At 40.3% G+C, this 24,576-nt stretch carries 19 protein-coding genes and 1 pseudogene; 2 read left to right on the top strand and 18 right to left on the bottom strand.

Annotated features, from left to right (window positions below):
- Window positions 1–22: 22 nt before the first annotated feature.
- The 8 genes and pseudogenes from AC3WLU_RS20885 to AC3WLU_RS20850 form a co-directional block, all read right to left on the bottom strand.
- A pseudogene (locus AC3WLU_RS20885) lies at window positions 23–238 on the bottom strand (NAD-dependent malic enzyme); the annotation flags it as partial.
- A gap of 232 nt (window positions 239–470) precedes the next feature.
- Window positions 471–2,651 (bottom strand): malate synthase G, encoded by a 2,181-nt coding sequence (locus AC3WLU_RS20880; RefSeq protein WP_492597837.1) that lies wholly within the window; start codon window positions 2,649–2,651, stop codon window positions 471–473.
- 292 nt (window positions 2,652–2,943) lie between these two features.
- Window positions 2,944–4,410, bottom strand: coding sequence for an FAD-linked oxidase C-terminal domain-containing protein (locus AC3WLU_RS20875; RefSeq protein WP_098186943.1), 1,467 nt, complete (start codon window positions 4,408–4,410; stop codon window positions 2,944–2,946).
- Window positions 4,411–5,769 (bottom strand): (Fe-S)-binding protein, encoded by a 1,359-nt coding sequence (locus AC3WLU_RS20870; protein ID WP_492597836.1) that lies wholly within the window; start codon window positions 5,767–5,769, stop codon window positions 4,411–4,413.
- 2 nt (window positions 5,770–5,771) lie between these two features.
- Complete coding sequence (locus AC3WLU_RS20865; RefSeq protein WP_492597835.1) at window positions 5,772–7,100, bottom strand: FAD-binding oxidoreductase; 1,329 nt, start codon at window positions 7,098–7,100, stop codon at window positions 5,772–5,774.
- Window positions 7,101–7,173: 73 nt separating this feature from the next.
- A complete protein-coding gene (locus AC3WLU_RS20860) occupies window positions 7,174–7,860 on the bottom strand; it encodes a FadR/GntR family transcriptional regulator (protein WP_240520696.1) in 687 nt (228 codons plus the stop codon).
- Between the two features lie 984 nt (window positions 7,861–8,844).
- Window positions 8,845–10,377, bottom strand: coding sequence for a flotillin lipid rafts scaffold protein FloT (gene floT, locus AC3WLU_RS20855; protein WP_413001423.1), 1,533 nt, complete (start codon window positions 10,375–10,377; stop codon window positions 8,845–8,847).
- 20 nt (window positions 10,378–10,397) lie between these two features.
- Window positions 10,398–10,916, bottom strand: coding sequence for an NfeD family protein (locus tag AC3WLU_RS20850; protein WP_413001421.1), 519 nt, complete (start codon window positions 10,914–10,916; stop codon window positions 10,398–10,400).
- Window positions 10,917–11,230: 314 nt separating this feature from the next.
- On the opposite strand from AC3WLU_RS20850, the gene AC3WLU_RS20845 reads away from it, so the two are divergent.
- Window positions 11,231–11,803 (top strand): biotin transporter BioY, encoded by a 573-nt coding sequence (locus AC3WLU_RS20845; protein ID WP_048679976.1) that lies wholly within the window; start codon window positions 11,231–11,233, stop codon window positions 11,801–11,803.
- Window positions 11,804–12,066: 263 nt separating this feature from the next.
- Here AC3WLU_RS20845 and AC3WLU_RS20840 read toward each other — a convergent pair whose 3' ends face one another.
- Both AC3WLU_RS20840 and trhA read right to left on the bottom strand, forming a co-directional pair.
- Window positions 12,067–12,552, bottom strand: a complete 486-nt coding sequence (locus AC3WLU_RS20840; RefSeq protein WP_283928701.1) for a YusW family protein — start codon at window positions 12,550–12,552, stop codon at window positions 12,067–12,069.
- Between the two features lie 100 nt (window positions 12,553–12,652).
- A complete protein-coding gene (gene trhA / locus AC3WLU_RS20835; RefSeq protein ID WP_063575916.1) occupies window positions 12,653–13,297 on the bottom strand; it encodes a PAQR family membrane homeostasis protein TrhA in 645 nt (214 codons plus the stop codon).
- Between the two features lie 159 nt (window positions 13,298–13,456).
- On the opposite strand from trhA, the gene AC3WLU_RS20830 reads away from it, so the two are divergent.
- Complete coding sequence (locus AC3WLU_RS20830) at window positions 13,457–14,044, top strand: DUF2087 domain-containing protein (RefSeq protein WP_492597834.1); 588 nt, start codon at window positions 13,457–13,459, stop codon at window positions 14,042–14,044.
- A 58-nt stretch (window positions 14,045–14,102) separates the two neighbouring features.
- Here the strand turns inward: AC3WLU_RS20830 and AC3WLU_RS20825 are convergent, their stop codons facing one another.
- The 8 genes from AC3WLU_RS20825 to AC3WLU_RS20790 all read right to left on the bottom strand — a co-directional run bounded on the left by AC3WLU_RS20825 (window position 14,103) and on the right by AC3WLU_RS20790 (window position 24,564).
- A complete protein-coding gene (locus tag AC3WLU_RS20825) occupies window positions 14,103–14,702 on the bottom strand; it encodes a cell wall hydrolase (RefSeq protein ID WP_057277373.1) in 600 nt (199 codons plus the stop codon).
- A 106-nt stretch (window positions 14,703–14,808) separates the two neighbouring features.
- Complete coding sequence (locus AC3WLU_RS20820) at window positions 14,809–15,384, bottom strand: GNAT family N-acetyltransferase (protein WP_492597848.1); 576 nt, start codon at window positions 15,382–15,384, stop codon at window positions 14,809–14,811.
- Window positions 15,385–15,423: 39 nt separating this feature from the next.
- Complete coding sequence (locus AC3WLU_RS20815; protein WP_048679988.1) at window positions 15,424–15,828, bottom strand: secondary thiamine-phosphate synthase enzyme YjbQ; 405 nt, start codon at window positions 15,826–15,828, stop codon at window positions 15,424–15,426.
- 808 nt (window positions 15,829–16,636) lie between these two features.
- On the bottom strand, window positions 16,637–18,529 hold the full coding sequence (locus AC3WLU_RS20810) for a PTS fructose transporter subunit IIABC (RefSeq protein WP_492597833.1): 1,893 nt from the start codon (window positions 18,527–18,529) through the stop codon (window positions 16,637–16,639).
- 4 nt (window positions 18,530–18,533) lie between these two features.
- Window positions 18,534–19,454, bottom strand: a complete 921-nt coding sequence (gene pfkB / locus AC3WLU_RS20805; RefSeq protein ID WP_057277371.1) for a 1-phosphofructokinase — start codon at window positions 19,452–19,454, stop codon at window positions 18,534–18,536.
- Window positions 19,454–20,206: a DeoR/GlpR family DNA-binding transcription regulator gene (locus AC3WLU_RS20800; RefSeq protein ID WP_057277370.1), complete on the bottom strand. Its 753-nt coding sequence runs from the start codon at window positions 20,204–20,206 to the stop codon at window positions 19,454–19,456. The genes pfkB and AC3WLU_RS20800 overlap by 1 nt, the downstream gene beginning before the upstream one ends.
- A 226-nt stretch (window positions 20,207–20,432) precedes the next feature.
- Window positions 20,433–21,710: a 2-oxoglutarate dehydrogenase complex dihydrolipoyllysine-residue succinyltransferase gene (odhB, locus tag AC3WLU_RS20795; protein ID WP_057277368.1), complete on the bottom strand. Its 1,278-nt coding sequence runs from the start codon at window positions 21,708–21,710 to the stop codon at window positions 20,433–20,435.
- Between the two features lies 1 nt (window position 21,711).
- The gene (locus tag AC3WLU_RS20790; protein ID WP_063575910.1) at window positions 21,712–24,564 is read right to left on the bottom strand and encodes a 2-oxoglutarate dehydrogenase E1 component; all 2,853 of its coding nucleotides are present in this window, start codon (window positions 24,562–24,564) and stop codon (window positions 21,712–21,714) included.
- Between the last annotated feature and the right edge of the window lie 12 nt (window positions 24,565–24,576).

Here is a 24,576-nt window from a genome sequence, read left to right as displayed (position 1 = left end):
TTTTATTGCTCCTCTCAGACTTCTATTTCGGTTTTTTTCTCGCAACACCAGACTGTATTGCTGCCTCTGCTACAGCATTGGCGACAGATTCTACTACTCGGTTGTCGAAAGCATTTGGTATTACAAAATCATGTGTCAGTTCTTGCGGCTGAATTAAGTTTGCAATTGCATAAACCGCTGCCACTTTCATTTACTCATTAATTTCAGAAGCGAACACCTGAAGTGCCCCTTTAAAAACCCTGGAAATTTCTACAGCTACTTTACATTTACATTTATTTTCCCTTTAGTACTCATATGAAGGTCTAGTGCTTTTCCCCGAAGGTCTTTCATAGCTTCAACTCCCCCAATCTGTTATCACTATTTAATAATGAAAGTTAGTTGTTGAAACTGCAGTACTTCAATTAAATTAGCAATATACTCTTTACATTGTAAATCGTGACGTTGTAAAAAATAGAATGTCCCCTAGTTGTTTATTGTTTTATAGCAAACTTTGCTTTTGCTTCAATGCGGCGACGATGCAATATTGGCTCAGTATAGCCACTTGGCTGATTATAACCTTCAAAAATCAGGTCATATGCAGCTTGAAATGCCACCGAATCGTCAAAATTCGCAGACATTGAGCGATATGCAGCGTCTCCAGCATTTTGTTCGTCTACTACTTTAGCCATACGCTGAAGCGTCTCTAGCACTTGTTCCTTTGTTATGATACCGTGGTGTAGCCAGTTCGCCATGTGTTGGCTGGATATACGTAAGGTCGCACGATCTTCCATTAGTCCAACGTCGTTGATATCAGGTACTTTCGAGCAACCAACTCCCTGGTCCACCCACCGAACAACATAACCTAGCATAGTTTGAGCATTGTTATCAATCTCTTCCTGTATTTCCTCCGGGCTCCAATTAGAATGTTTCGCAACTGGGAATTGTAAAATTTCATCCCTCAAGTCTCTAGATTCACTGATCTTTTCATTTTGGACCTTCGTTACATCAACTTGATGGTAGTGCAATGCATGCAATGTAGCTGCAGTAGGTGATGGAACCCACGCCGTAGTTGCACCTGTTTTTACATGTCCAATCTTTTGTTTTAACATTTCATCCATCAAGTCCGGCATAGCCCACATACCCTTTCCAATCTGAGCACGCCCCTGGAAGCCGCTTACAAGGCCTGTATTAACATTCGATTTTTCATAGGCTTGCAACCAAGTGGATGATTTCATTTCACTTTTTCGAATCATTGCTCCCGCTTCCATAGAGGTATGGATTTCATCACCAGTACGGTCTAAAAATCCGGTATTTATGAATACTACCCGTTCCTTAACTTCGCTTATGCAAGCTTTTAAGTTTAAAGATGTGCGGCGCTCCTCATCCATAACACCAATTTTTAGAGTATTCCGTTTTAGACCGAGCAATTCCTCTACTTGATCAAATAGATGGTTGGCAAAAGCGACCTCTTTTGATCCATGCATTTTAGGTTTAACGATGTAAATGGATCCTTCGGATGTGTTTTGGTATGGGCCGTTTCCTAAAAGAGTATGTTTTCCAAGAAGACTAGTGATGATTGCATCTAAAATCCCCTCTTGGATTTCCTCCCCATTTTGATCTAAGATTGCATTATTCGTCATTAAATGACCTACATTACGAACAAACAAAAGTGAACGACCTGACAAAGACAATCCTTCTCCCGTCGGGGTCAAATAAATGCGATTAGGATTAAGAGTTCTTGTCGTTAATTTATTGCCTTTTATGAAGGTAGCAGATAAATCTCCTTTCATTAATCCTAACCAGTTACGGTAAACTAGAACTTTATCCTCGGCATCTACCGCAGTTACTGAATCTTCACAGTCCATAATCGTCGTTACTGCTGCTTCTAATAGAATATCTTTAACGCCAGCCTCGTCAGTTTTTCCGATTGGATGACTGAAATTGAATTGAATTTCAAAGTGCAGGCCATTATTTTTCAAAAGTACAGCACTTGGATTTTGTGGTTGTCCTTGATAGCCAGTTAATTTCGATTCGTCCTCAAGTCCTGTCATTTCTCCATTCCGGAGTGCAACATTCAGCTTTCCAGACTCAATTGTGTATTTTACAGCATCTTTATGAGAAGCTTCCCTTAATGGTGCTGCTTGGTCAAGAAACTCTCTTCCAAACTCAATAACCTTAGCACCACGAACTGGGTTGTAGCCACCTTCTCGATGTGCACCATCTTCTTCACTGATTGCATCTGTACCATAAAGTGCGTCGTAAAGGCTTCCCCAGCGGGCGTTGGCGGCATTGATTGCATAACGAGCATTATTAACTGGAACAACCAGTTGCGGTCCAGCTTGGATAGCTACTTCGGCATCCACACCTTCAGTGGTGATCTTGAAGTCTTCAGCCTCTGGTTCAAGATATCCAATTTCTTTTAAAAATGATTTATACTCTTCAAAATCAAAATCATTATTATTTTTTCGATACCAAGCATTTATTTGATTTTGAATCTCTTCACGATGTGCCAATAATTCCTTATTTTTAGGAGTTAATTCATTTATCAAATTTTCTAAACCAGACCAAAACTGATCACGATCCACTTCACTACCTGGTAGAGCTTCTGAATTAATAAATTCAAATAATTCCGTTGCAACTTGAAGATTCCCTGATTTAATATATTTTGTCACTATGAGTTCCTCCTTGTAAATCAAGATTTTATTTTAGATAATTCTTCTCTGGAAAAAAGTAATTTGTTCACTCTAGGATGTAATTATCCTAATTGCTCTGTTTGTTTGTTATTACAAAACAACGTTTCTTTATCTGTGTATAAAAACGATGGCACGATACCTGATATGGATTCGAATATTTCATAATATTCTAATAATTTATATTTATCTCTAAACTTTATCAAAAGGACTTTGCCACGAAATGAATTGGCTTCATCCGTTTTATGGACTGCGCCATACTAGACAAACATATTTAAGATATAGCAGCTGCTTCTTTTTCTTTTAAATCTCTTTTTATCTCAACACAGCGTCCCGGCATCGGGAATAATTTCCCTGCATTTAAAAGGTTATGAGGATTGAATACTTCTCGAATATCTGTTTGTGCAATAATCTCTTCGTCAGAAAAGACGAAACGCATTTCCTCTATTTTTTCAATCCCCACTCCGTGTTCACCTGTAATCGTCCCCCCAACATCAGCACATGCTTTTAAGCAGGCACTACCAGCTGCCAGGGCCTTTTCGCTTTCCCCAGGGATTCTGGCATCGAAAAGAACAAGTGGATGTAAATTCCCATCACCCGCGTGGAAAATATTAGCGATTCGCAAACCATATTCTTCGCTGATTCGATTGATTTTGTTTAATACCTCGGGCAATTTGCTTCGTGGAATAACACCGTCCTGTACTAAATAGTCCGGTGAAATGGCTCCCATGGCACCAAATCCTGTTTTACGATTGGCCCACCATCTACCTCTTTCGAGTTCATCCTGTGCTACCTTCACTTCAAGTACATTTCTGTACTTACACACTTCCAAAATGTGATTAATTTGCTCTTCAATACCTACTGAGATTCCATCCACTTCAATGAGTAGGACAGCCTCAATATCACTTGGATGACCTACTGGAAAAGCAGCCGCCTCCACTCCTTCAATCGCTGTTTTATCCATCATTTCAAGGGCTGCCGGTACGATTCCTGCTGAAATTATATCAGATACGGCCTGACTTCCGTCCTCCACTTTATCAAAATAAGCAAGAACAGTTTGTTTCGCTTCCGGATTTTTCAATATACGAACAGTGATTTTCGTTACAATGCCTAATGTTCCTTCAGACCCTGTCAACAGACCGAGCAAATCATATCCAGGAGAATCAGGAATTCCATTTCCACCCATTTCTATAATTTCCCCGTTAGGAAGTACTACTTCCAGCCCTAGAATGTGATTCGTGGTTACTCCATACTTAAGACAGTGAGCCCCTCCAGCATTCTCTGCGACATTTCCGCCAATTGTACAACAATATTGGCTAGAAGGATCCGGAGCATAGTAATATCCTTTATCAGAGATAGAGTTCGTGAGTTTAAGATTGATAAAACCAGGCTGTACAACAGCACGCCTATTTTCGAGATCAACGCTTAATAGCTTCTTCATCCTGACCAGACTGATAATGACTTCTTCATTTAAAGGTATAGCACCGCCGCTTAATCCAGTTCCAGCGCCACGGGCTAGGAACGGCAGTTTATTTTCGGAACAATATTTAACTAGTTTGGCTACTTCCTGAGTATCTTTTGGAAACACAACCGCTTTAGGTAAGTGTCTATGAAGCGTAAATCCATCGCTATCATAAGCAAGCAGATCCTCTTTGTGAAATAGAATTGAATTGGCGTCGCCAACAATAGCTTCTAAATTCTTTATATGTCGATCATTCGATTTTATTTTTTTCGGTGCCATTTACTGTCCCCCCTTTAGATCATCCTCTTTTTGATAAGCCCAATCCAGAAGCTGAATTGTATGGACGACTTTTTGATTTCTACCATATTTCTGTACCCCCATTGCCATCTGAAGCATACATCCTGGGTTACCCATTGAAATCATCTCAACATCGCCTGGCACATTTTGCATTTTGCTTTCTAGCACGGCACCGGCCATTTCCGGATTAGTGATGTTATATATACCTGCACTTCCACAGCAGCGATCAGCGTTTGGCATATGTACCATTTCAACTCCTGGAATACTAACAAGAAGGTCTCTCGGTTCCTGGCGAATTCCTTGACCATGTGCTAAATGGCATGCGTCATGATATGTGATACGAGTGTTCAATTCAGCTTTTGGTATTTCATAGCCTGTTTCATGAATATATTTAGAGATGTCCTCGACCTTAGCGGAAAATTTTTCAGCTTTATCATGCCATTCAGGCTCTTCCCGAAACAATTCAGCGTATTCCTGAAGCATACAGCCGCATCCTGCTGCGTTAACGATGACTTTATCAGCATCCTTAAACGCTTCGATATTCTGTTTCGCCAGCTTTCTTCCAGTTTCACGGTCACCGGCATGAACATGTAAGGCTCCACAGCAAGTTTGGTTTTGCGGAATTGTCACATCATTTCCGTTTCGTGTTAAAACATTAATCGTGGACTGATTAATATCACTGAACATAACGTCCATCACGCAACCTGTCATAAACGCCACTTCTGCTTTAGTTTTTCCTAATGCTTTGATCACTTTTTCATTTTTGTATTTTTTGCGTACAGGCTCTTTAATTTCAGGCATAATTGCTTCCATCTCAATTAAATGCTGTGGCATAATATTCATTAACCCTATTTTGCGAACCACTTTCTGCAATCCGCTCTTCTGATAGAACTTTAATAAACTCCCCACTGTATTCAGTCTGTTTTGATGTGGGAACATTCCTTCAAGTACTAATCTACTTACTTTTCCTTTCACTCCTGTCAATGGAATCGCCTGTCGAATTTGTCCGCGAGCCTCTTCAATTAATCCTCCGACATCTACATTCGCTGGACAAGCAGTTGTACATGCACGACAGTCAAGACAAGCAAAAACAGGATCCATGAATTGCTCGTTCACCTCAAGCTTTCCTTCTGCTACTGATTTGATAAGATGAACACGCCCACGGGGAGAATGCTGTTCCTGACCTGTTAGCTCATATGTTGGGCAGGATTCCAAACACATACCACAATGTACGCAATCTGCCCATTTGTTTTCATCAGGCTTATCACTCCATAGATAGTTGCTTAAGCTATTAGATGAACATGATGAATCTTGCTTTATATCAACTTCTCTCAGAATCACTATTAAATCCCTCCCACGAATCTTTTATTATTAAGTACTCTATTAGGATCGATCTTTGTTTTAATTCCTTCTAACAAGAAGAAATGTGATGGTTTTTCACCCCATACATCTATTTGCTGACGGAGCGTTAAAGGCAGATGCTTCGCAATCACATAACCACCCAATGCTTCGACGGATTTTCTGAGCTTTAATATTACCTGTGTTAATTCTTCATCTTCAGTTCCCTTTAGGTTAACCTGGCATATTCCATGACCTAGTCCACCATGTGCTTCTACTGTAAGAGTACTAGAGTGATGTAAAATGTGGCTTTCTTTAATGACCTTCAAAACATCTAGGTTAACAACGCCTATTTTCAATGCCGCTTCTATCTGATTTCCACTAGCAAGTGTTGCCCCATTTGGAGAAATCGAATAAAATTTTTCCCAAAAAGCTTGTGCCTGATTTTGTGAAAGCACTGTCATTTTTGCGTTAGAAGGTTGGATGTTTTTTACAAAATCCTCCTGGTAATGAACAGAGCTCTCCACATCTTCAAATGAAATTGCTAAGGTATAAACGTTTTGACCCGTTAACCTTTCCGATAAAGCAGGATTTATCAGTTCCAAAGCGATTGGTTCCATCACTGAATCCAACAACTTAACTGCTAGTGACCGAACTTCTTCGAGATTTCCATTGGGAAACACTAACAGTCCAAGGCTTTCGTACTTTGGTATTGGTCTAAGCTTCAAAGTCACTTCAGATAAAATACCAAGTGTACCCATCGATCCTATAAAAAGTTTGTTCATATCGTACCCAGCAACATTCTTTACTACATTTCCCCCAGCTCTTATGATACTGCCATCCGGGTAAACCAAGCGAAGTCCTATTACCACATCTCTGGAAGAACCATAACCCAATCTTTTGGGACCGCTTTCATTTGAAGCAATGATTCCGCCAATTGTCGCATCTTCAGGCCATACAGGGTCCAGCGAAACCTTCTGATTATGTTGTGCCAAATATTCTTGCAATTCTTTAAATGAAGTACCCGCTTTAACCGTTAATGTCATATCTCCTACAGTATGTTTGACAATTCCTTTATATTTCGATAATGAGAGTAAGATATCAGCTGTTTCAATCAATCCTCCAAAACCTCTCTTGGTTCCGCCTCCTACCACCGTTATTTTTTTCCCTTTATCGTTTGCATACTTTAAAATACTTGCTATTTCTCCCTCTGTTTTCGGGTAAACAGATACCTGACCACCATTCCCAAGTGGATGTCTTTGGTTTTTCCCATCAACTATTTGCACATCAGGTAAAAATGACTTTAAATCTGATAGAAGATCCGCTACGATCAAAACCCACGCCTCCTTTTTGTTTCGTAATAACTAACATCGTTCCTTTATTGTTGCAAAAAAAACATTTTAAACTTCATACCTTTTGTAAAATATTGTTTTGCAAAATTTCTTCAACATATTGTAAGTGGTTAATCATCGACTGATTAGCTTTTATAGGGTTCCCCATCTTTATTGATTCATAGATTTTATCATGTTGTTCATCCATCGTTTTTACGATGTTCTCATTCTCTTGAATATACCTGTGAAAATCAATCATTGCCTTCTTCATGGTGGTTGAAATGGTTTGCACTAATTGGATCAGGCTTTTGTTTCCTGTCGCATTAGCAATCGCCATATGAAAGTGGTAGTCCCCTTCCCAGCCATTGATACAGAGGTTTGAAAGGATTTCTTCCATACGTACCAAATCTTGTACCGACCGATTGGAAGCAGCCATTTCAGCAATACCTGTCTCCAATATTTTCCTGACTTGAAATAAGTCTTTTATGTCTTCACAGCTGGGGATTAACATATGGTTGGTAAACAATTTTGCGGAATCAAATTCGCAAATGTATGTACCTTCCCCTTGTTTCACGTAAACAGTACCTTTTCCTTTAAGTGTTGTGATTGCATCTCGGACAGCGGAACGTCCAACACCGAATAAATCACATAATTCCCTAACGGAAGGTAGCTTTTCACCTGACTGGAATTTGCCAGACTCAATCATCTTCTCTATTTCTTCTTCGACTGTTTCCGATACTTTCTTGGTGAATATTTTCCCCATATTTACACACCCATCCTCTATCCTTTCAGACATCACATATCCGATAAGTTATATTCTTACATTTATTAAAACACCTTCCAATATACATTTCAACAAATAATTCAGAATTTAACAAATAATTAAAAAATATTTATTATAGATTATTGGAGACATACACGATAGCCAGGCCGAGCTTTGCTGTTTCTTAATGCACTAAACGTTGTTTCACCAGCACACATAAGTGGTGCTGCTTCTAATACAGATAATTCATTCGCCTTTAGACGGAATCTGTATAGCTTTCATAATTTTCATCACATATTAGCTCCTACAGTTTAGTAATGGAATTTTTGAAAATAAGATAAAAAATAAAATAGTTAATTGTTTAATAGAATGTTAAGTTACCTTTATTAAGGTCTGTTTTTTTAGATTAGTGATTTCAAAAACTACCTGATCAGCTGCCAGGAGTGCACCTTCAAGTTGTCCACCATATTGTGAATATTATATTGCTGATAGTGTCATTTACGATGATGAATCTTATTTTGTCGATAAAATGTATGATTTTGCATTCAACAAAGCATCCTACCTAGCAAAAACAAAACGAGATTTCTCTGCATATGTTGATTTAAATACGTTGACTAAGTAGGTTTAAAGAAAAGACTTGTCTTTAAATACGTTACTAAGTTTAAGTATTAAGTACATCCAAATATCGGTTTCAAACATTTAGTACTAGCGAAACTAAAAAAACAATTTAGGCTTTATTAAAAAGCAAAAAATCAACAACCAATCATCCTTGGTTGTTGATTTTTAATTATTCTTCGAATCTTTTGTTCTATTTCAACTTTTTCATTTAATCAATTTTATTTGTCAATTGAGTATTACTGAATGAAAATGGATCCCTGTTGGTTTATTCTCTATAAGTAGGGCCATAACCTATCTGTATAGGAAATATATTAGCGTTAGTTTTATGTGTTAAACAGTATGATTTACCATTTATTTTCTTAATTGTTACTCTTCCTTGCTTGCTGCCATATTCATGCTCGCTTCAACATTCTCCTGGTTGATGGTGGTGAATGGTAAATTTCGTTTTCCTGAGAAATTCTCAAGCAAGTCTTTGACATCAATTCCCGAGGATGCCTTTAATGACTCCTGCAAGGTTGCCATTAAATCCGTTGCATATCCAGTCACTTTATTAGCCCCGCCATTCGCACCGCTTCCGCCTGTGTCCACTACAGTGATCTTGTCGATATTACTAAGCGGGCTTGCTACTTGTTTTGCATATTCCGGCAGCATTTTCAAAATCATGTCCATTACAGCGGCTTGCCCGAACTGTTCAAAAGCTTCAGCTATTTTCTGCTTGGCTTCTGCTTCTGCTACCCCTTTTAACCTGATGATTTCCGCTTCTGTCGTACCTTGTGCCCTTTGGGCGTCCGCTTTAGCAAGACCGTCCATACGAACGCGTTCCGCTTCCGCTTTTGCCATGGCTTCAATTTTATACTTATCGGCATCCGCTTCTGTAATCTGTTTCATCTTGTTGGCGGAGGCTGCCTGCTCTACCGCATATCGGTCGGCATCGGCCTTTTTCTTCACTTCTGAATCATATTGCTTTTCACGGCGGAGGATTTCTTTTTCCTCCAGCTCAATTTGCTTCTGCCGTTCGATGATCCTGATTTGCATTTCCTGTTCGGTTACATCCTGTTTAGACCTGGCCGTTTCAAGATCGTACGCTTGGTCAGCCCGTGCCTTCGCAATATCCTGCTCACGACGGAATTCCGCAACCTTTAGCTTGTTGATTTTTTCGGCTTCGGCTATTTCTGTTGCCCTTTCAAGTTCGGCACGCTGCGCTTCCTTCGAAGCTTCGGCTCGCTTGATTCGCGTTTCTTTCTCTGCATCGGCGGTAGCTATATCGGCATCCCTCTTCACCTGTGCAATCCTTGGCTTTCCGAGCGACTCAAGATATCCATTTTTATCCCGAACATCTTTAATCGTGAACGATACGATAATGAGTCCCATTTTAGCTAAGTCCTGCGAGGCAACCCTCTGTACTTCCTGGGAAAACTTTTCACGGTTTTTATAAATTTCCTCGACGGTCATCGAACCAAGGATGGAACGAAGGTGCCCTTCCAATACTTCCCGCGCTTCCTGTTCACGGTCATCTTTCGATTTACCAAGGAATTGCTCAGCAGCTGTGGCTATATCGGTGATTGAACCGCCAATCTTGATGATCGATACACCATCTGCCATGACCGGAACTCCCTGTTCTGTATATACTTCGGGAGTGGAGACCTCAAGCTTGCTTGACAATAAGCTCAGTGGTTCCGCTTGCTGGAACACCGGGAGAACGAAAGCACCTCCGCCGCGGACGATTTTAATTTTATTTCCTGATTCGTCAATGTGAACATTTTTGCTTCCTAAGTAGCTTCCGGTCACGATTAATGCCTCATCAGGACCAGCCGTGCGATATTTCGTAACAAAGACAGCAATAAGTGCGATAAATAAAACTGCAACTATGGCGACAACTATCCAAATCAAATCAAACATACCTTACCTCCTACACTTTTTTAATCCTGGTGGGGCATAACATAGATAACCCCATTTTTAACTTCGATGATCAAGACCTTTGTATCCGAAACAATTCCTTCATTCTTATAGCTGGCCGCAGTTTTGGCGATGCTTCCACTGATGCTTTCTATCAGGACTTCCCCAAACCCGTCAACAGGGATTGATGTGAGAACCCTGCCGACCCTTCCTCTCAGGTCATTATCATGAAATGTCAAACTTTCTTCCGCTGATGAAATGGGAATCAAAACAAATACATTCAGTAAAGTGACGATGGTAAATGAAATGATGAGGGAAATGCCGGCACATAATCCAGCATTAAGCCCTGAAAGCGATTCAAATAAAAAACCACTCGCAAAAAACACGGTCAAAAAGCAAAAAATGAGCGTAGGATTAAATATATCCGGTAATTCAAGGCCGGAAAATATATCATTAAACAAGATAAATAAGAATGTTAACCCCCCGAATATAATTAATCCATATAAATAGACTGTTTCTAATGGAACTCCAAATAACTCCATCTCTTTCATCCTTTAAATTCGATTTTTCCAAGCCGCATACTACTTTAATGGCCTAGGATAAGCGTTTTACCAACATTAATAATCTATGGTTATAATCCCCTCCATTTACTTCGCTTACCATTCATACGATTGATGCATTCAAAAAGTTTCATTTATTTTCCAAGTTTTGAATTTCATCCTTGTAAAACCCTGTATTCTCTAGGACCACTATTGAAATAAAATGCATAATACCATTGACAGTGTTTACTTAACATATTAAAATTCTTTATATGTTAACTCGTTACATATCCAGGTTTACATTAGGAGGAAACACGATGAAGGAGCGTCATGAGAAGTTAAGAATGATGATGGTTACAGCATTATTTGCAGCACTTATAGGAATACTTGCCCAAATTACAATTCCACTGCCCTTAGTTCCGATTACAGGACAGACTTTAGCTGTTGGACTGGCAGCAACAATACTGGGTTCACGTTATGGAACCTCTTCCGTTTTATTATACTTGTTCATAGGGGCAGCGGGAGTACCGGTTTTCGCTGAAATGTCTGGGGGACTAGCTAAAATATTCGGTCCGACTGGCGGTTATTTATTATCCTATATCCCGACAGTATATATAACGGGTCTGATATTGGAAAAAACCCGTTTCTCCGTTGCAATGGCTTTCGTTGCAAATACAATCGGGATGATAATTACTTTGGTAATCGGTACGGTTTGGTTAAAATATATGAGTTCATTATCTTGGCCAGTGGCATTTGCCAGCGGTTTTGCACCATTTATAATCGTAGGCGTTTTAAAGGCATTCCTTGCATCTTGGCTTGGCATTACAATCCGTTCAAGGTTAGCGTCGGCTAATATGCTGCCAAAAAAAAATGCACCAATATCCCAATGATGGGTAAATGAAGAGAGGATACCGCTTATGGCATCCTCTCTTTTCTTCTATATTCAACTTCCAGAATACTGCAAAAAAAAAAGACTCTTAAAAAAGAATCTTTTTTGCAAGTGTTTATTGCGGTCCTATCCCCATAAGTCCGAATATGAATAGCAAATGTATATTAACCCCTCTGCTAACCGTAATCATTTTACTATAGGAACAGTAATTTGACAACTATTGAAGGCACACAGAAACATTCAGAATATCGTTACGGATTTTAGTTACTTATTACTCACTTTATATTCTTTTTTCGTGCCATCATCGAAAACGACTTCTAAATCAAATTCTTGATAGCCATCCTTCAAATTAAAAGCTTTTGTCACTTCTTGAATGACTTCCTCATCTGTTGAATCTTTAGTGAATGTCAATTTTTCTAGAATCGGGGTCAACTCTTTCATTGCTTCATCACCGTGAACTTCGTGTTTGTTAAGCTTGTCCTCGATTGAAGCTTCTGTTTGGGCTCCCATTGTATCATATTCAGCTTCGTATTCGTTATCATTGCCGGTATAATCCACTTCTAATTGAAAATCCTTATATGTGAAAGGCAGTTTTTCATTATTATCCTCGCCTGTTTCAGGATTATTTTCAGCTTGATTTTCATTTTCCTGAACCGGGGGGTTTTTCACTTCATCTTTTTCTTCGCCGCATCCAGCCAAAACAAGCATAGCGGCAAACGGCACTGATAATATTTTGATTGATCTCCCCATTAGTTTTTTCCTCCTTTAGTTTGTATACCTTACTTATTTCCTAATGGGGGTCATTTAAAACCTCAACCAATCTCTCAAATACATCAAATCGGCCAAGTTATCATTGTGGAAGGATATAAAACAATACCGCAAAAAAGTGTGTGGCAGTTCCCCCAAGCACGAATACATGCCAAACCGCGTGATGGAACGGAAAACCCCGCCAAACATAAAAGATGGCTCCGAACGTATAAAGCAATCCCCCTGCAATCAGTAGCTGGATACCCGCTGCAGGCATCGTAGCTGTAAGTGGTCCCCAAACGATAACGATCATCCACCCCATGGCAATATAAAGGATCGTCGAAAGGAAGAGGAATTTTTTCACATAGAAAGCTTTGAAGACGACGCCAATGATTGCAACTCCCCAAATGATACCTAGCAGTGTCCAGCCCAGTGACCCTTTGATCACAAGAAGCATGATTGGCGTGTATGTTCCTGCAATGAATATATATATGGCTGAATGATCAAAGATTTCAAAAATATCCTTTGTTTTACCTTCTGGAAAACTATGCACTAAAGTGGAAGAGACGTATAAAAGAAGCATGGAAACACCATATATGACCGAAATGACTACATTCCAAGGCGATCCTGTTTGGGCTGAGAATATGATTAAAAACACAAGTGCGGCAATACTCAACAAAACGCCGACACCGTGGGTTATCGCATTGACCACTTCTTCTTTTCTTGTATAAACATGAGTATTGGCCATGTTACAGCTCCTTAATTCCGGATTAATTTTTTTAGTATTCCCCTAAAGTATACATCAGATCTTCCAAGCAATATAGAAAAGTGAATAGTAACTTGATTAACTGCCACTAATTAGATTATTATCTAATTAGATGTTAATCTAATTATGAGGGGGGATAAAGTGCAATTAAAAAAATTGGTCGCTTTCCACAAGACGATTGGTGATGTGACAAGGATCAGGATAATATCCATCCTGGCAAACGGTCCAAAACACGGACAGGCACTTGCAGGTATACTAAAATTGACGGCTCCGACCATCTCACACCATTTATCGAAATTGAAAGACATTAATTTAGTGAAGGACCGGAGGGAAAAAAATACGGTCTATTATTTTTTGAATGAAGATGTCCTGCAGCATTATTCGTCAGCATTGCCTAAAATGGTTTCAACTAAGGGGGACTCCAGTAAAATGGAAAATCAAAAGCTGATTTTAGAACATAAAAAGATCCTTGAAAACTTTTATACTCCAGATGGTCGACTAAAAACTATACCAGCACAAAGAAAAAAGAAAATGATCGTTCTTCATCATATTGGAAGCCTTCTGGAAAAGGGACGTAAATATCCAGAAAAAGAACTGAATGAATTCATCCAGTCTTTCCATGATGATTATGCAACGATAAGACGTGAACTCATTATCGGAAGCATCATGTACCGCGAAAACAGCATTTATGAGCTGAATCCCCGCGAAATGTGGGCTGATATCATTTAACGGTTTTCTAAAAAAAGAACCGGTCTCCCATTTGGAAAACCGGTTCTTAAGATGCAGTTTAGATGGCAAAATGGTGCCCGCCGATAATTTTTATTACCTCTAATTGTTTCATCCATTCGCTGTCCGAAATACTTGGATTCCAAAAATACAAGGCATCATTTGTGTAGCCATGAATAGCCAATGCTTCATTGACAGCTCTCTTGGCATCCTTTCCTGCCGGTTTGTTTATACTGCCATCACCAACAGGCGAGAATTGGTTTTTTTGATAAATCACTTCCCGGACCGTATCAGGGAATTCATTGCTATCAAGGCGATTCAAAACAACTCCCGCCACCTCGACCTTTCCTCTGTATGGTTCCCCTTTGGCTTCTGCATGCACAAGCCTTGCTAATAATTCTTTATCTTTATCATTCATTACATGTGGAATAATCAATGTTTTACCAGGTTCGGCAACATTATTTACGTTATGATTGACTTCTTTTAACTTACCGATCGGAACACCGTGCTGCTTTGCAATATCCCAAATCGATTCACCTTGTTTAATGACATGTTTAGTTGCCCCATCAGAAGCTTTAGTTGTCGTTCCCTTAGGAAAAGCTATACCAAGTACGATGACACTTAGAGTCATTATCACGGATATTAATACTGATAATTTCATCCTGTTACCTCCTCGTTAAGCACCTTCCTAGGATAACAGACCATATTGGTGAAAACAGTGCTAAATTTTTTCCAAGGAAATGCAGGAAATATTTTCACGTTTCAATTTACCTTTGAAATTTTAATGATTCCCACTCTTTCCGCAGCATTCCCATTCTGATTGAATCATAATAATAACCATCATGATAGCGGCATTTTCTCATTCTTCCCTCTACTTGCATTCCTACCTTTTTCCCAACTGCGATCATACGTTCATTACCTGACCAAGTTGTAAGTCCAACCCGCTCAATCTCCAGGTTTTCGAATAAATACCCACTGAACATCATTAATGCTTCTGTCCCATGACCGCCATTCCAATACTGGGGATCAAAAATAGTAATTCCGATTTCAAGCCATCGTGAAGGTTCATGTTCCCAGTAATATACAACAGATCCTATAATTTGATCGTTTTTTTCCATTAATAGCTCGGAGTAAGCCCCGATTTTTTCATCATAGGTTTTATGCTTCATTTCTTTTTCGATAAACGTATAGAAATCAATGAGTTCAAGAGGGAGATAAGGTGCATCCCACTTTTTCCATTCGGGATCGGTTTCGCCATATTTCAGGCTCCATAAACGTTTTAAATCGGCTTGTTTTACATTCCTCAATATGACTTTGCTACCTTCAATCCGAACATCGTCCACTCCGCTTCCTCCCACTTCATCCATGCTGAACCTTCCATTTTACTGGTCGACACATAATTTAATAAAATATTGCCTTTCTCTGGGACCATCGAATTCACAAAAATACACACCCTGCCAAGTACCAAGGACTAAGCTCCCTTTATGGATGATCACCTGTTGTGAAGAACCAACCGTACTTGATTTCAAATGGGCAGCCGTGTTTCCTTCCATATGTAAATCCAATGTATGATTCCATGGGTATTGCTCATCCAATCTTCTTAATATATCCTTTTTGACATCGGGGTCAGCATTTTCATTGATCGTGATCCCTGCAGTCGTATGTGGACAATATATAAGAGCTACACCCTCTTGAATCCCCTTTTCCTTGATGAATGCCTGTACTTCTGTCGTAACATCAATCATATCATCCCTTTTCACCGTTTTTAAGGTATTTTTCTTCAGCATGTACATTCACTCCTTTTATTCATTTTAATACTCCTTTACCCATAAACATAAAAATTCATGCTTTCTTAAACCATGCACGACTAAAACATAAGGAGATCTTATCGATGACAATCAAAAAAAAAACATCCCTATTGATCTTTTTATTTTAGGCTGTTTTCGCATACTTTGTTGCTATTTACCAAGTAGTGCGGTGTGGTTGATTTCCCCTCCAGATGCTCGCTTTCCTTGGTGCGGGCGGTGAGCCTCCTCGGCGTAAACGCCTGTGGGGTCTCACCTGTCCCGCTGCTCCCGCAGGAGTCTCGCACTTCCGCTCCAATCAACCTTAAATAGAGTCGTTTTAAAAACAACAATCTTTACGAAAAGAGCCTTATTTTAAAATTGGATATATAAGGAGTTGGAAGGTGTTGCAAAATGAACTTCCTTTTTAAGTCAATCGACCATTACCAATTAGCATCTCCTAATACCGAGGACCAATCAAGGAAGTTTTTCACTGAGATACTAATGTTCCGGGAAGTGAAAAAGCCTCATTAAGTTCCAATGGCGGGTTATGGTTCGAATCAGGATCGATCAAGATTCATGTCGGAACGGAGGATCATTTCATTCCGCAAAAAAAGCTCATCCAGCACTTGAAGTTGAAAATCTCAACGAATTTAAACAACATTTTAATAACTAAGTTTACAGTAGATGGGAGTTTGCCCGGTGCGAACCGTATATATTTAACCGATCCCTTCGGCAAACGGACCGAAATATTGGAATGGAAGTAATAAAAAGCGGGTCCATTTATCTCGGACCCGCTTTTGTAGTATATTTATTTTTGTTTCTTTTTCCAGATTCCCAATATTAAAGCAGTAATGAGGGCTCCTATTAAAATCGCCAGCAAATAGCGGAAAGGATGGTTGACTAGAGGGATTACGAATATACCCCCATGCGGCGCTGGCAATGTTACTCTAAAAGCCATTGACAGCGCTCCTGCCGTCGCTGACCCAATAACACTGCTGACAATAACCCGCAATGGATCCGCCGCCGCAAAAGGAATAGCTCCCTCTGTAATGAACGAAGCACCCATGAAGTAATTAGTGAAGCCGGATTTCCTTTCCGTTTCACTGAATTTACTTTTAAAGAATGTAGTTGCAAGTGCGATTCCAAGAGGAGGAACCATTCCACCAGCCATAACTGCAGCATGCGGTCCGAAACTTGATGCTTCAATGGCTGCAATCCCAAAAGTGAATGCCGCTTTATTTAAGGGGCCTCCCATATCCACAGCCATCATGCCCCCAAGAATCAAGCCGAGGAATATTGCGTTCGTGCCTGATAAGCCCTGCAGCCAATTAGTCAGGCCCGTGTTAATTGCTGTTACTGGTTCATTTACGAGAAATATCATGATAAACCCTGTAATTAACATTCCGAATACAGGATAGAGTAAAACCGGTTTAATGCCATCAAGTGTTTGCGGTAACTTGGAAAACAATTTTCTTAATAGTAAGACGACATAACCTGCAAGGAAACCGGCGATCAGTCCGCCAAGAAAACCGGCATTAGCCTGTGCTGCCAATAATCCACCTACCATACCAGGGGCAAAACCTGGACGGTCGGCTATACTTGAAGCAATGAATCCAGCGAGTACTGGGATAAGCAAGAAGAAGGCACCATTTCCCCCGCCAATATCACTTAGTGCTTTGGCAATGGGATTATAATCCGGATTTGCCGGATCGGCTGCCTCGATTCCAAAAAAGAAAGAAAGCGCAATCAAGATTCCGCCCCCGACGACAAATGGAAGCATATTACTTACACCATTCATTAAGTGCTTGTAAATCCCCAATCCTCCCTTAGCTGAATCACCTTCATCACTTTTACCATTTCCAGTTCCTTTGTAAACAGGTGCATCCTGATTCATGGCTCTGGTTAACAGTTCCTCGGTCTTCCGGATTCCCTGGGCAACAGGGACAATAATGACATGTTTTCCATTAAAACGATCCATTTCCACCTGCTTATCAGCCGCAACAATAATGGCATCCGCCTCTTCAATTTCTGCGGCGGTTAAACCATTTTTAATACCTGTGGAACCATTTGTTTCCACTTTGAAATCGATTCCCATTTCCTTCGCTTTAGCCTTTAACGCATCGGCAGCCATATAAGTATGGGCAATTCCTGTTGGACAAGCTGTAACGGCAAGGATTTTACCTCCTTTATCGTTACCGCTGGCGCCATTACTCGATTGCTTTTCTTTACTTTCTTCTTCATAAGCTTCCATTTCTTTTTGATTGATTATCTCCAACACTTCCTCACCAGAAGAAGCAGAAATCAATCGGGCCCTGAATTTATCATCCATCAGTAACGAAGAAAGCCTAGAAAGAGTTTCCAAGTGATCTGCATTCGCTCCTTCACTGGCTGCAATCATAAAGAACAAATGGGCCGGCTGTCCATCAAGCGATTCATAATCCACACCACTGACCGATTTGCCGAAACAGATGGCAGGTATCTTTACAGCATTTGTTTTTGCATGCGGTATGGCTATCCCTTCACCAATCCCGGTTGTGCTTTGTTCTTCACGTTTTAAGATGGCAGCTTTGAAACCATCCAGATCATTTAACCTGTCTGCCTCGGCTAACTTTCCTGATAGTTCATCAATGACTGCTTGCTTTGTAACACTTTGCAGATTGATTATGATTGTATCCAATTTTAACAAGTCTGTAATTTTCATAGAGTCAGCCTCCTGTTAGTTGATTGATAGCAATTTGCGGTAATAACTCTTCAATTTTATCCAATGTACCGAGATCGGATGAAAAGGCTGTAGCACTTCCTGCCGCAAGACTGAAGCGGAAAGCAGATAGAATATCCCCTGTCCTTTCATATGTCCCGATGAAACCTGCGACCATGGAATCACCGGCACCCACTGAGTTGATGACGTTCCCTTTTGGAACATTTGCGGAATATGATTCTCCACCCGAGCAAAGCACGGCACCCTGTCCCGCCATTGAGACAATAACGTTTTGTGCTCCTGCTTCAACCAATTTAGCACCATATTCCCTAGCATCATCAATGTTACTTATTTCGGTGGAAAAAAGCTCACCCAGTTCATGATGATTGGGCTTTATTAAAAATGGCCGGTGTGGAAGGACATTCAGTAATTCCTTGCCACTCGTATCCACCACCACTTTAATGCCATTATGGGTACAAGACCTTGCCATGGCTTCGTATACATCCGAAGGAACGCTTGGAGGGATGCTTCCTGACAAAATGAGGATATCATTATTGTTCAACTGTTCAATCTGACTAAATAATTGTTGATAATTCCCTTTTGAAATGACTGGCCCTTGGCTATTTATTTCGGTCTCAAGCCCTGTTTTCAATTTAATGTTAATTCTTGTATCTCCAGCTATTTCTGTAAAGTCCGTGAATATCTCTTCTTGTCTTAAAAACCTTTTTACAAATTCACCTGTTTGTCCACCGATGAATCCTAACGCTGTTGTACTATTTCCCAGCCTTTTTAGCACACGGGAAACATTGATCCCTTTCCCTCCAGGGAATTTTGCATCATAACTGGTTCGATTCACCTTGCCCATTTGAAAGCTCTCCACTTCGACCAGGTAATCGATGGATGGATTGAGTGTCACTGTATAAATCATTAAATGGTCACGACCTTTACCTTTGGATTTTTTTGAAGGTGAGCAACAGCCTCTTCATCATTGCTGTCAGTAAGGATAATGGCATCGCTTACATCTGCCACCTTGGCGAAAGTAGCTTCATTAAGTTTTGAACTGTCAGCAAGCACGTAGGTCTCGTTAGAGAGACGTAATGCCATCTTCTTCAGCAGGGCTTCCTCAGGGTCTGGTGTTGTGAAACCCAATTCTTGATGGATGCCGTTCATTCCCAAGAAACATTTATCAAAACGGTATTCATTCAAAAACTGTACAGCATTACTTCCTATAATTGCATTTGTCGAAAACTTTATCATTCCGCCAACTAACACTGTTTTGATTTCCAATTCGATGAGTTTTGGAATATGCATAAGACCATTTGTCAGCACCGTTATATTTTTATCTTTTAAATAAGGAATCATTTCGGCAGTTGTCGTGCCTGCATCAAGATATATACAATCATTTTTCTCTATGAATGAAGCCGCCAGCTTTGCTATAAGTTGTTTTTCAGCTCTTGCTTTGTATTGCTTTTCCATAGTTGTTGGTTCAAGGCCTTTTCTTTGCAGTAAAGAGGCCCCGCCATGCACGCGTTTCAAGAGCTTCATTTCTTCGAGTTGCACTAAATCTCTCCGAATGGTCGACTCCGAGGCTTGTAACTGATCTACAAGCTCCTGCAGCTTTACCGTTCCTTGTTCTTTAAGGATCGATAAGATGAACTGGTGCCTTTCAGTTGTCAACAATTCGCCCACCTCACTTTAATATCATCATCATATATGAAAATGAAAGAATAATCAATCATAAACGTTTAAAAATAATCAAATTCATCCAAAAATACATTCAAAAACATTCATTTTTATTAGAGATGAACTTTCTTGAATTTGATTATCTTTTTTTCTATGAAAATATCCTTTCTTGTTCAACAAAAAAACCCCCATGTCAAGATGACAGGGGGGTAATATTATTTTATTAGCCTTGAAGTAAAAGTTGTTCTGGATCTTCAAGCATATCTTTGATGGCCACCAAGAAACCAACAGCTTCTTTTCCGTCTACGATACGGTGATCATAAGATAATGCAAGGTACATCATTGGTCTGTTTTCGATTTGGTCTCCAACAGCGATTGGACGAGTCTTGATTGTATGCATGCCCAAAATCCCAACTTGAGGGGCATTCAATATTGGTGTTGATAATAGGGAACCGAAAGTCCCTCCGTTAGTGATGGTAAAAGTACCACCTGATAAATCTGAAAGTCCCAGTTTGTTGTTACGCGCTTTAACAGCTAAATCCGAAATGTTCTTCTCGATTTCAGCAAAGCTTTTGCGGTCAGCATCCCTTACAACCGGAACGACAAGACCTTCATCAGTGGATACTGCTACACCGATATCATAAAAGTTCTTTTTCAGGATATGGTCGCCTTGGATTTCAGCATTCAATAACGGATATTTTTTCAATGCGCCAATGACCGCTTTAGTGAAGAATGACATGAAACCAAGTTTAACATCATTTGTTTTCACGAAAGAATCCTTATGGCGGTTACGCAATTCCATGACTGCAGAAAGATCGACTTCGTTAAAAGTTGTAAGCATGGCTGCTTCTGATTGTACTTGAACTAGACGTTTGGCAATGGTTTGACGACGGCGTGTCATTTTAACCACTTCAATGCGGTCATCATTCACTTCAACAGGAGCTGCTGCTTGTTTAGCTGCAGGAGCTTGTTTTGGAGCTGCCGCAGGTGCTGCAGGAGCTGCAGGTGCATTACTTGCAGCTTCTACGTCTTGTACACGTACACGACCTAGTGGATCTGCTACAGGCACCTGAGTCAAGTCAATTCCTTTTTCACGAGCCAATTTCCTTGCAGCTGGTGATGCAATAACTTGTTGAGTGGATGATGATTCTTTCGCTTCTGCTTTAGGAGCCTCTTTAGCAGGAGCCGCTTGTTCAGCCTTAACTGGTTCTGCTTTAGCTTCTTCAACCTTAGGAGCTTCCGCTTTTGGAGCTGCTGCAGCTGATCCATTTTCATCAACGATGGCGATAGCCTGTCCGACTTGGACAGTATCGCCTTCTTCTGCTAAATGTTCAGAAAGTGTACCAGTATAATCTGAAATGATTTCAACGTTCACTTTATCCGTTTCAAGTTCAAGGACATATTCTCCTTTTTCAACGTGATCACCGGGTTGTTTTAACCATTGCGCAATAGATCCTTCAGAAATTGATTCTGCTAATTCAGGTACTTTTACTTCAGCCATTTTATTTCTCCCCCTCATTATTGCGTGTAATTGCTTGAGTCATAATCCGTTGTTGTTCATTTTTATGGACAAGTGGATCTCCCTCAGCCGGGCTTGATCTGCGCTTCCTTCCTATATATGTTACTGAAAGATTGCCAGGAGCCGCTGCATTTAGGCGAGGTTCAACAAATGTCCAAGCACCCATGTTTTTAGGTTCTTCTTGAGCCCAGAAGATTTCTTTAAGATTTGTATATTTTTTCAGGGCTTCTTGAACTCCAGTGAATGGGAATGGATAAATTTCTTCGATACTGATGATTTGCAACCAATCCGTATTTTTTTCAGTTGCCGCTTTTTCACGAAGTTCAACCGCCAATTTACCTGTTGCAAAAACAATGCGTTCAACCGATTTAGGTTTTTTGCCCAAAGTTTTGGTTTCTACGAATGATTCAAACGCGCCTTCACTGAATTCTTCTGTTGTAGAAGCCATCACCTGATTACGAAGCATACTCTTCGGTGTCATGATGACAAGCGGACGTACTTGTTCTTGATCCAAAATCTTAGCTTGTCTTCTAAGGATATGGAAGTATTGAGCTGCCGAACTTAAGTTAGCAACTGTCCAGTTGTTTTCAGCTGCTAATTGAAGGAAGCGTTCCAGTCGTGCACTTGAGTGCTCTGGCCCTTGTCCTTCATAACCGTGTGGAAGCAGCATGACAAGACCTGATTTTTGACCCCATTTTGCACGGCCAGCAGCGATGAATTGGTCAAAGATCACTTGTGCTGTATTAGCGAAGTCACCGAATTGGCCTTCCCATAATACAAGTGTCTCAGGTGCAAAAACGTTATACCCATATTCATAAGCCAGAACTGCCGTTTCCGTAAGCGGGCTGTTATGAACAGCGAATGAAGCTTTGGCAGTTTCAAGTGTGTGAAGTGGTGAATATGTTTTTCCATTAACACTATCATGTAACATGATATTACGTTGTGCGAATGTTCCACGCTCTGAATCTTGTCCTGTCAAACGGATTGGCGTGCCGTCACTTAAAATCGATGCAAAAGCCAATGTCTCGGCATGTGCCCAATCGATTTTTCCGTCAGGACCAAAGGAATCCAAGCGACGTGATAGGATCTTTCCTAATTTTTTATTAGGGGTGAATCCTTCCGGCCATTTAACAAGCTCTTCGTTAATTGTAACAAGTTCTTGTTTCGGAACTGCCGTTTCAATGGCTGGAAGTCCTTTTTCAATAATCCCAGGAGGATTACACTCTTTGGAAGCTTCCGGTTTATTTCCGGAAATTTTCGCATATGCATCTGCAAGCCTTGTATCTACTTGCTCAGCAATCGCTTTAACTTCAGCTTCAGTGAACTCGCCGGATTCAATAAGTTTTTTCCCATAAAGCTCTTTTACGGTTGGATGCTTATGGATTAATGCATACATTTCAGGTTGAGTCACCAATGGCTCATCCATTTCGTTATGGCCGAAACGTCTGTAACCGATCAGGTCGATCAAGAAATCCTTGTTGTATTTTTCACGATATAGGTTAGCAAGGTTCACAGCAGCCATACATGCTTCTGGATCATCTGCATTTACATGCACGATCGGCACTTCGAAGCCTTTTGCCAAATCACTAGCATATAAGGTTGAACGTGAATCTTCACTTTCCGTTGTAAAACCGATCATGTTATTGGCGATGATATGGATTGCGCCGCCAACTTGATAACCGCGTAAACGGCTTAAGTTAAACGTTTCAGGTACAATTCCTTCACCTGGGAATGCAGCATCACCATGAATCAGGATTGCAAGAGATTTGGAAATGTCTTGCACAGGGAATCCTTTTTCTGTACGGTCTTCTTGAGCCGCACGAGAATACCCTTCCACGATTGGACCGACTACTTCCAAGTGACTTGGGTTATTGGCAAGTGTAATCCTTGCTTTTTGTATATTAGCTTTTGTAATCTGTTTATCCAGACCTAAATGGTATTTAACATCACCTGTCCATCCATTGTTAATGCCTGTTGAACCCTCGGAAGGAACCAAATCTTTATTCGGTGAATGTTGGAATTCAGAGAAAATGACCTCATAAGGCTTTCCTAATACATGTGCAAGCACATTCAAACGTCCACGGTGAGCCATGGCAATATTCACATTACCCGTTCCGTTTTGGACAGTTTGTGAAATCATTTCATCTAAAATCGGAACCATAGCATCCAGTCCCTCAATTGAGAAACGTTTTTGCCCTACATATGTGCGGTGAAGGAATTTCTCGAAACCTTCTACTTCATTCAATCGTTTAAGTAATAGTTCTTTTTTCTCTTTTCCCACTTCCGGGAACATGCTTCCAGATTCGACCATATCAGTAAGCCATTGCTTTTCATCCAAGTCATTAACATGATGAAATTCAAAGGCTATCGTTTTTGTATAGAGTTGTTTTAGGTATTGTACGGCTTCGTATCCGTCTTTCACGTCTTCAGGTGATTCCGGACAAATAAAGTCAGCCGGTATTTTCCTTAAATCATCTGCAGTCAAGCCATATTTTTCAAAGTGAATTTGTTCAGTGTCCAGAGCTTCTTCTTTTAAAGGATAAATATTTGCAGCAAGATGCCCGTATGCACGGATATTTTCAGCTAACTTCACTGCAGACATAATTTTCTTCATTGGAAGAACTTCTCCAGTTTGTACAGTTGATGCACTTACAGTCGTTGTTTCTGCCGATACATCGAATGAAGGAGGACCTGCTACTTCAAAAAAGTTTTTCAGTTCCGGATCCACTTCTTCCGGGTTAGCTAGAAATAAATCGTATTGCTCCATGACATACCCAAGGTTTGGACCCGAAAAAGCTTTCCAGTGGTCTAATACCTTAGAATCATTGATGGTCATTTTGTAAACCCC

It is taken from the genome of Peribacillus sp. FW305-BF15 (genome assembly GCF_058783805.1).
Note: the sequence above shows the minus strand (reverse complement) of the source record. Positions and strands in the feature narration are given on the sequence as shown.

What these genes read in the sequence shown, in the direction of transcription:
- AC3WLU_RS20875 (WP_098186943.1), bottom strand. Translation starts at nt 4,410, where the DNA reads ATGGCACCGAAAAAAATAAAATCGAATGATCGACATATAAAGAATTTA.
- AC3WLU_RS20860 (WP_240520696.1), bottom strand. Translation starts at nt 7,860, where the DNA reads ATGGGGAAAATATTCACCAAGAAAGTATCGGAAACAGTCGAAGAAGAA.
- floT (WP_413001423.1), bottom strand. Translation starts at nt 10,377, where the DNA reads ATGTTTGATTTGATTTGGATAGTTGTCGCCATAGTTGCAGTTTTATTT.
- AC3WLU_RS20850 (WP_413001421.1), bottom strand. Translation starts at nt 10,916, where the DNA reads ATGGAGTTATTTGGAGTTCCATTAGAAACAGTCTATTTATATGGATTA.
- AC3WLU_RS20845 (WP_048679976.1), top strand. Translation starts at nt 11,231, where the DNA reads ATGAAGGAGCGTCATGAGAAGTTAAGAATGATGATGGTTACAGCATTA.
- AC3WLU_RS20840 (WP_283928701.1), bottom strand. Translation starts at nt 12,552, where the DNA reads ATGGGGAGATCAATCAAAATATTATCAGTGCCGTTTGCCGCTATGCTT.
- trhA (WP_063575916.1), bottom strand. Translation starts at nt 13,297, where the DNA reads ATGGCCAATACTCATGTTTATACAAGAAAAGAAGAAGTGGTCAATGCG.
- AC3WLU_RS20825 (WP_057277373.1), bottom strand. Translation starts at nt 14,702, where the DNA reads ATGAAATTATCAGTATTAATATCCGTGATAATGACTCTAAGTGTCATC.
- AC3WLU_RS20815 (WP_048679988.1), bottom strand. Translation starts at nt 15,828, where the DNA reads ATGCTGAAGAAAAATACCTTAAAAACGGTGAAAAGGGATGATATGATT.
- AC3WLU_RS20810 (WP_492597833.1), bottom strand. Translation starts at nt 18,529, where the DNA reads ATGAAAATTACAGACTTGTTAAAATTGGATACAATCATAATCAATCTG.
- pfkB (WP_057277371.1), bottom strand. Translation starts at nt 19,454, where the DNA reads ATGATTTATACAGTGACACTCAATCCATCCATCGATTACCTGGTCGAA.
- odhB (WP_057277368.1), bottom strand. Translation starts at nt 21,710, where the DNA reads ATGGCTGAAGTAAAAGTACCTGAATTAGCAGAATCAATTTCTGAAGGA.
- AC3WLU_RS20790 (WP_063575910.1), bottom strand. Translation starts at nt 24,564, where the DNA reads ATGACCATCAATGATTCTAAGGTATTAGACCACTGGAAAGCTTTTTCG.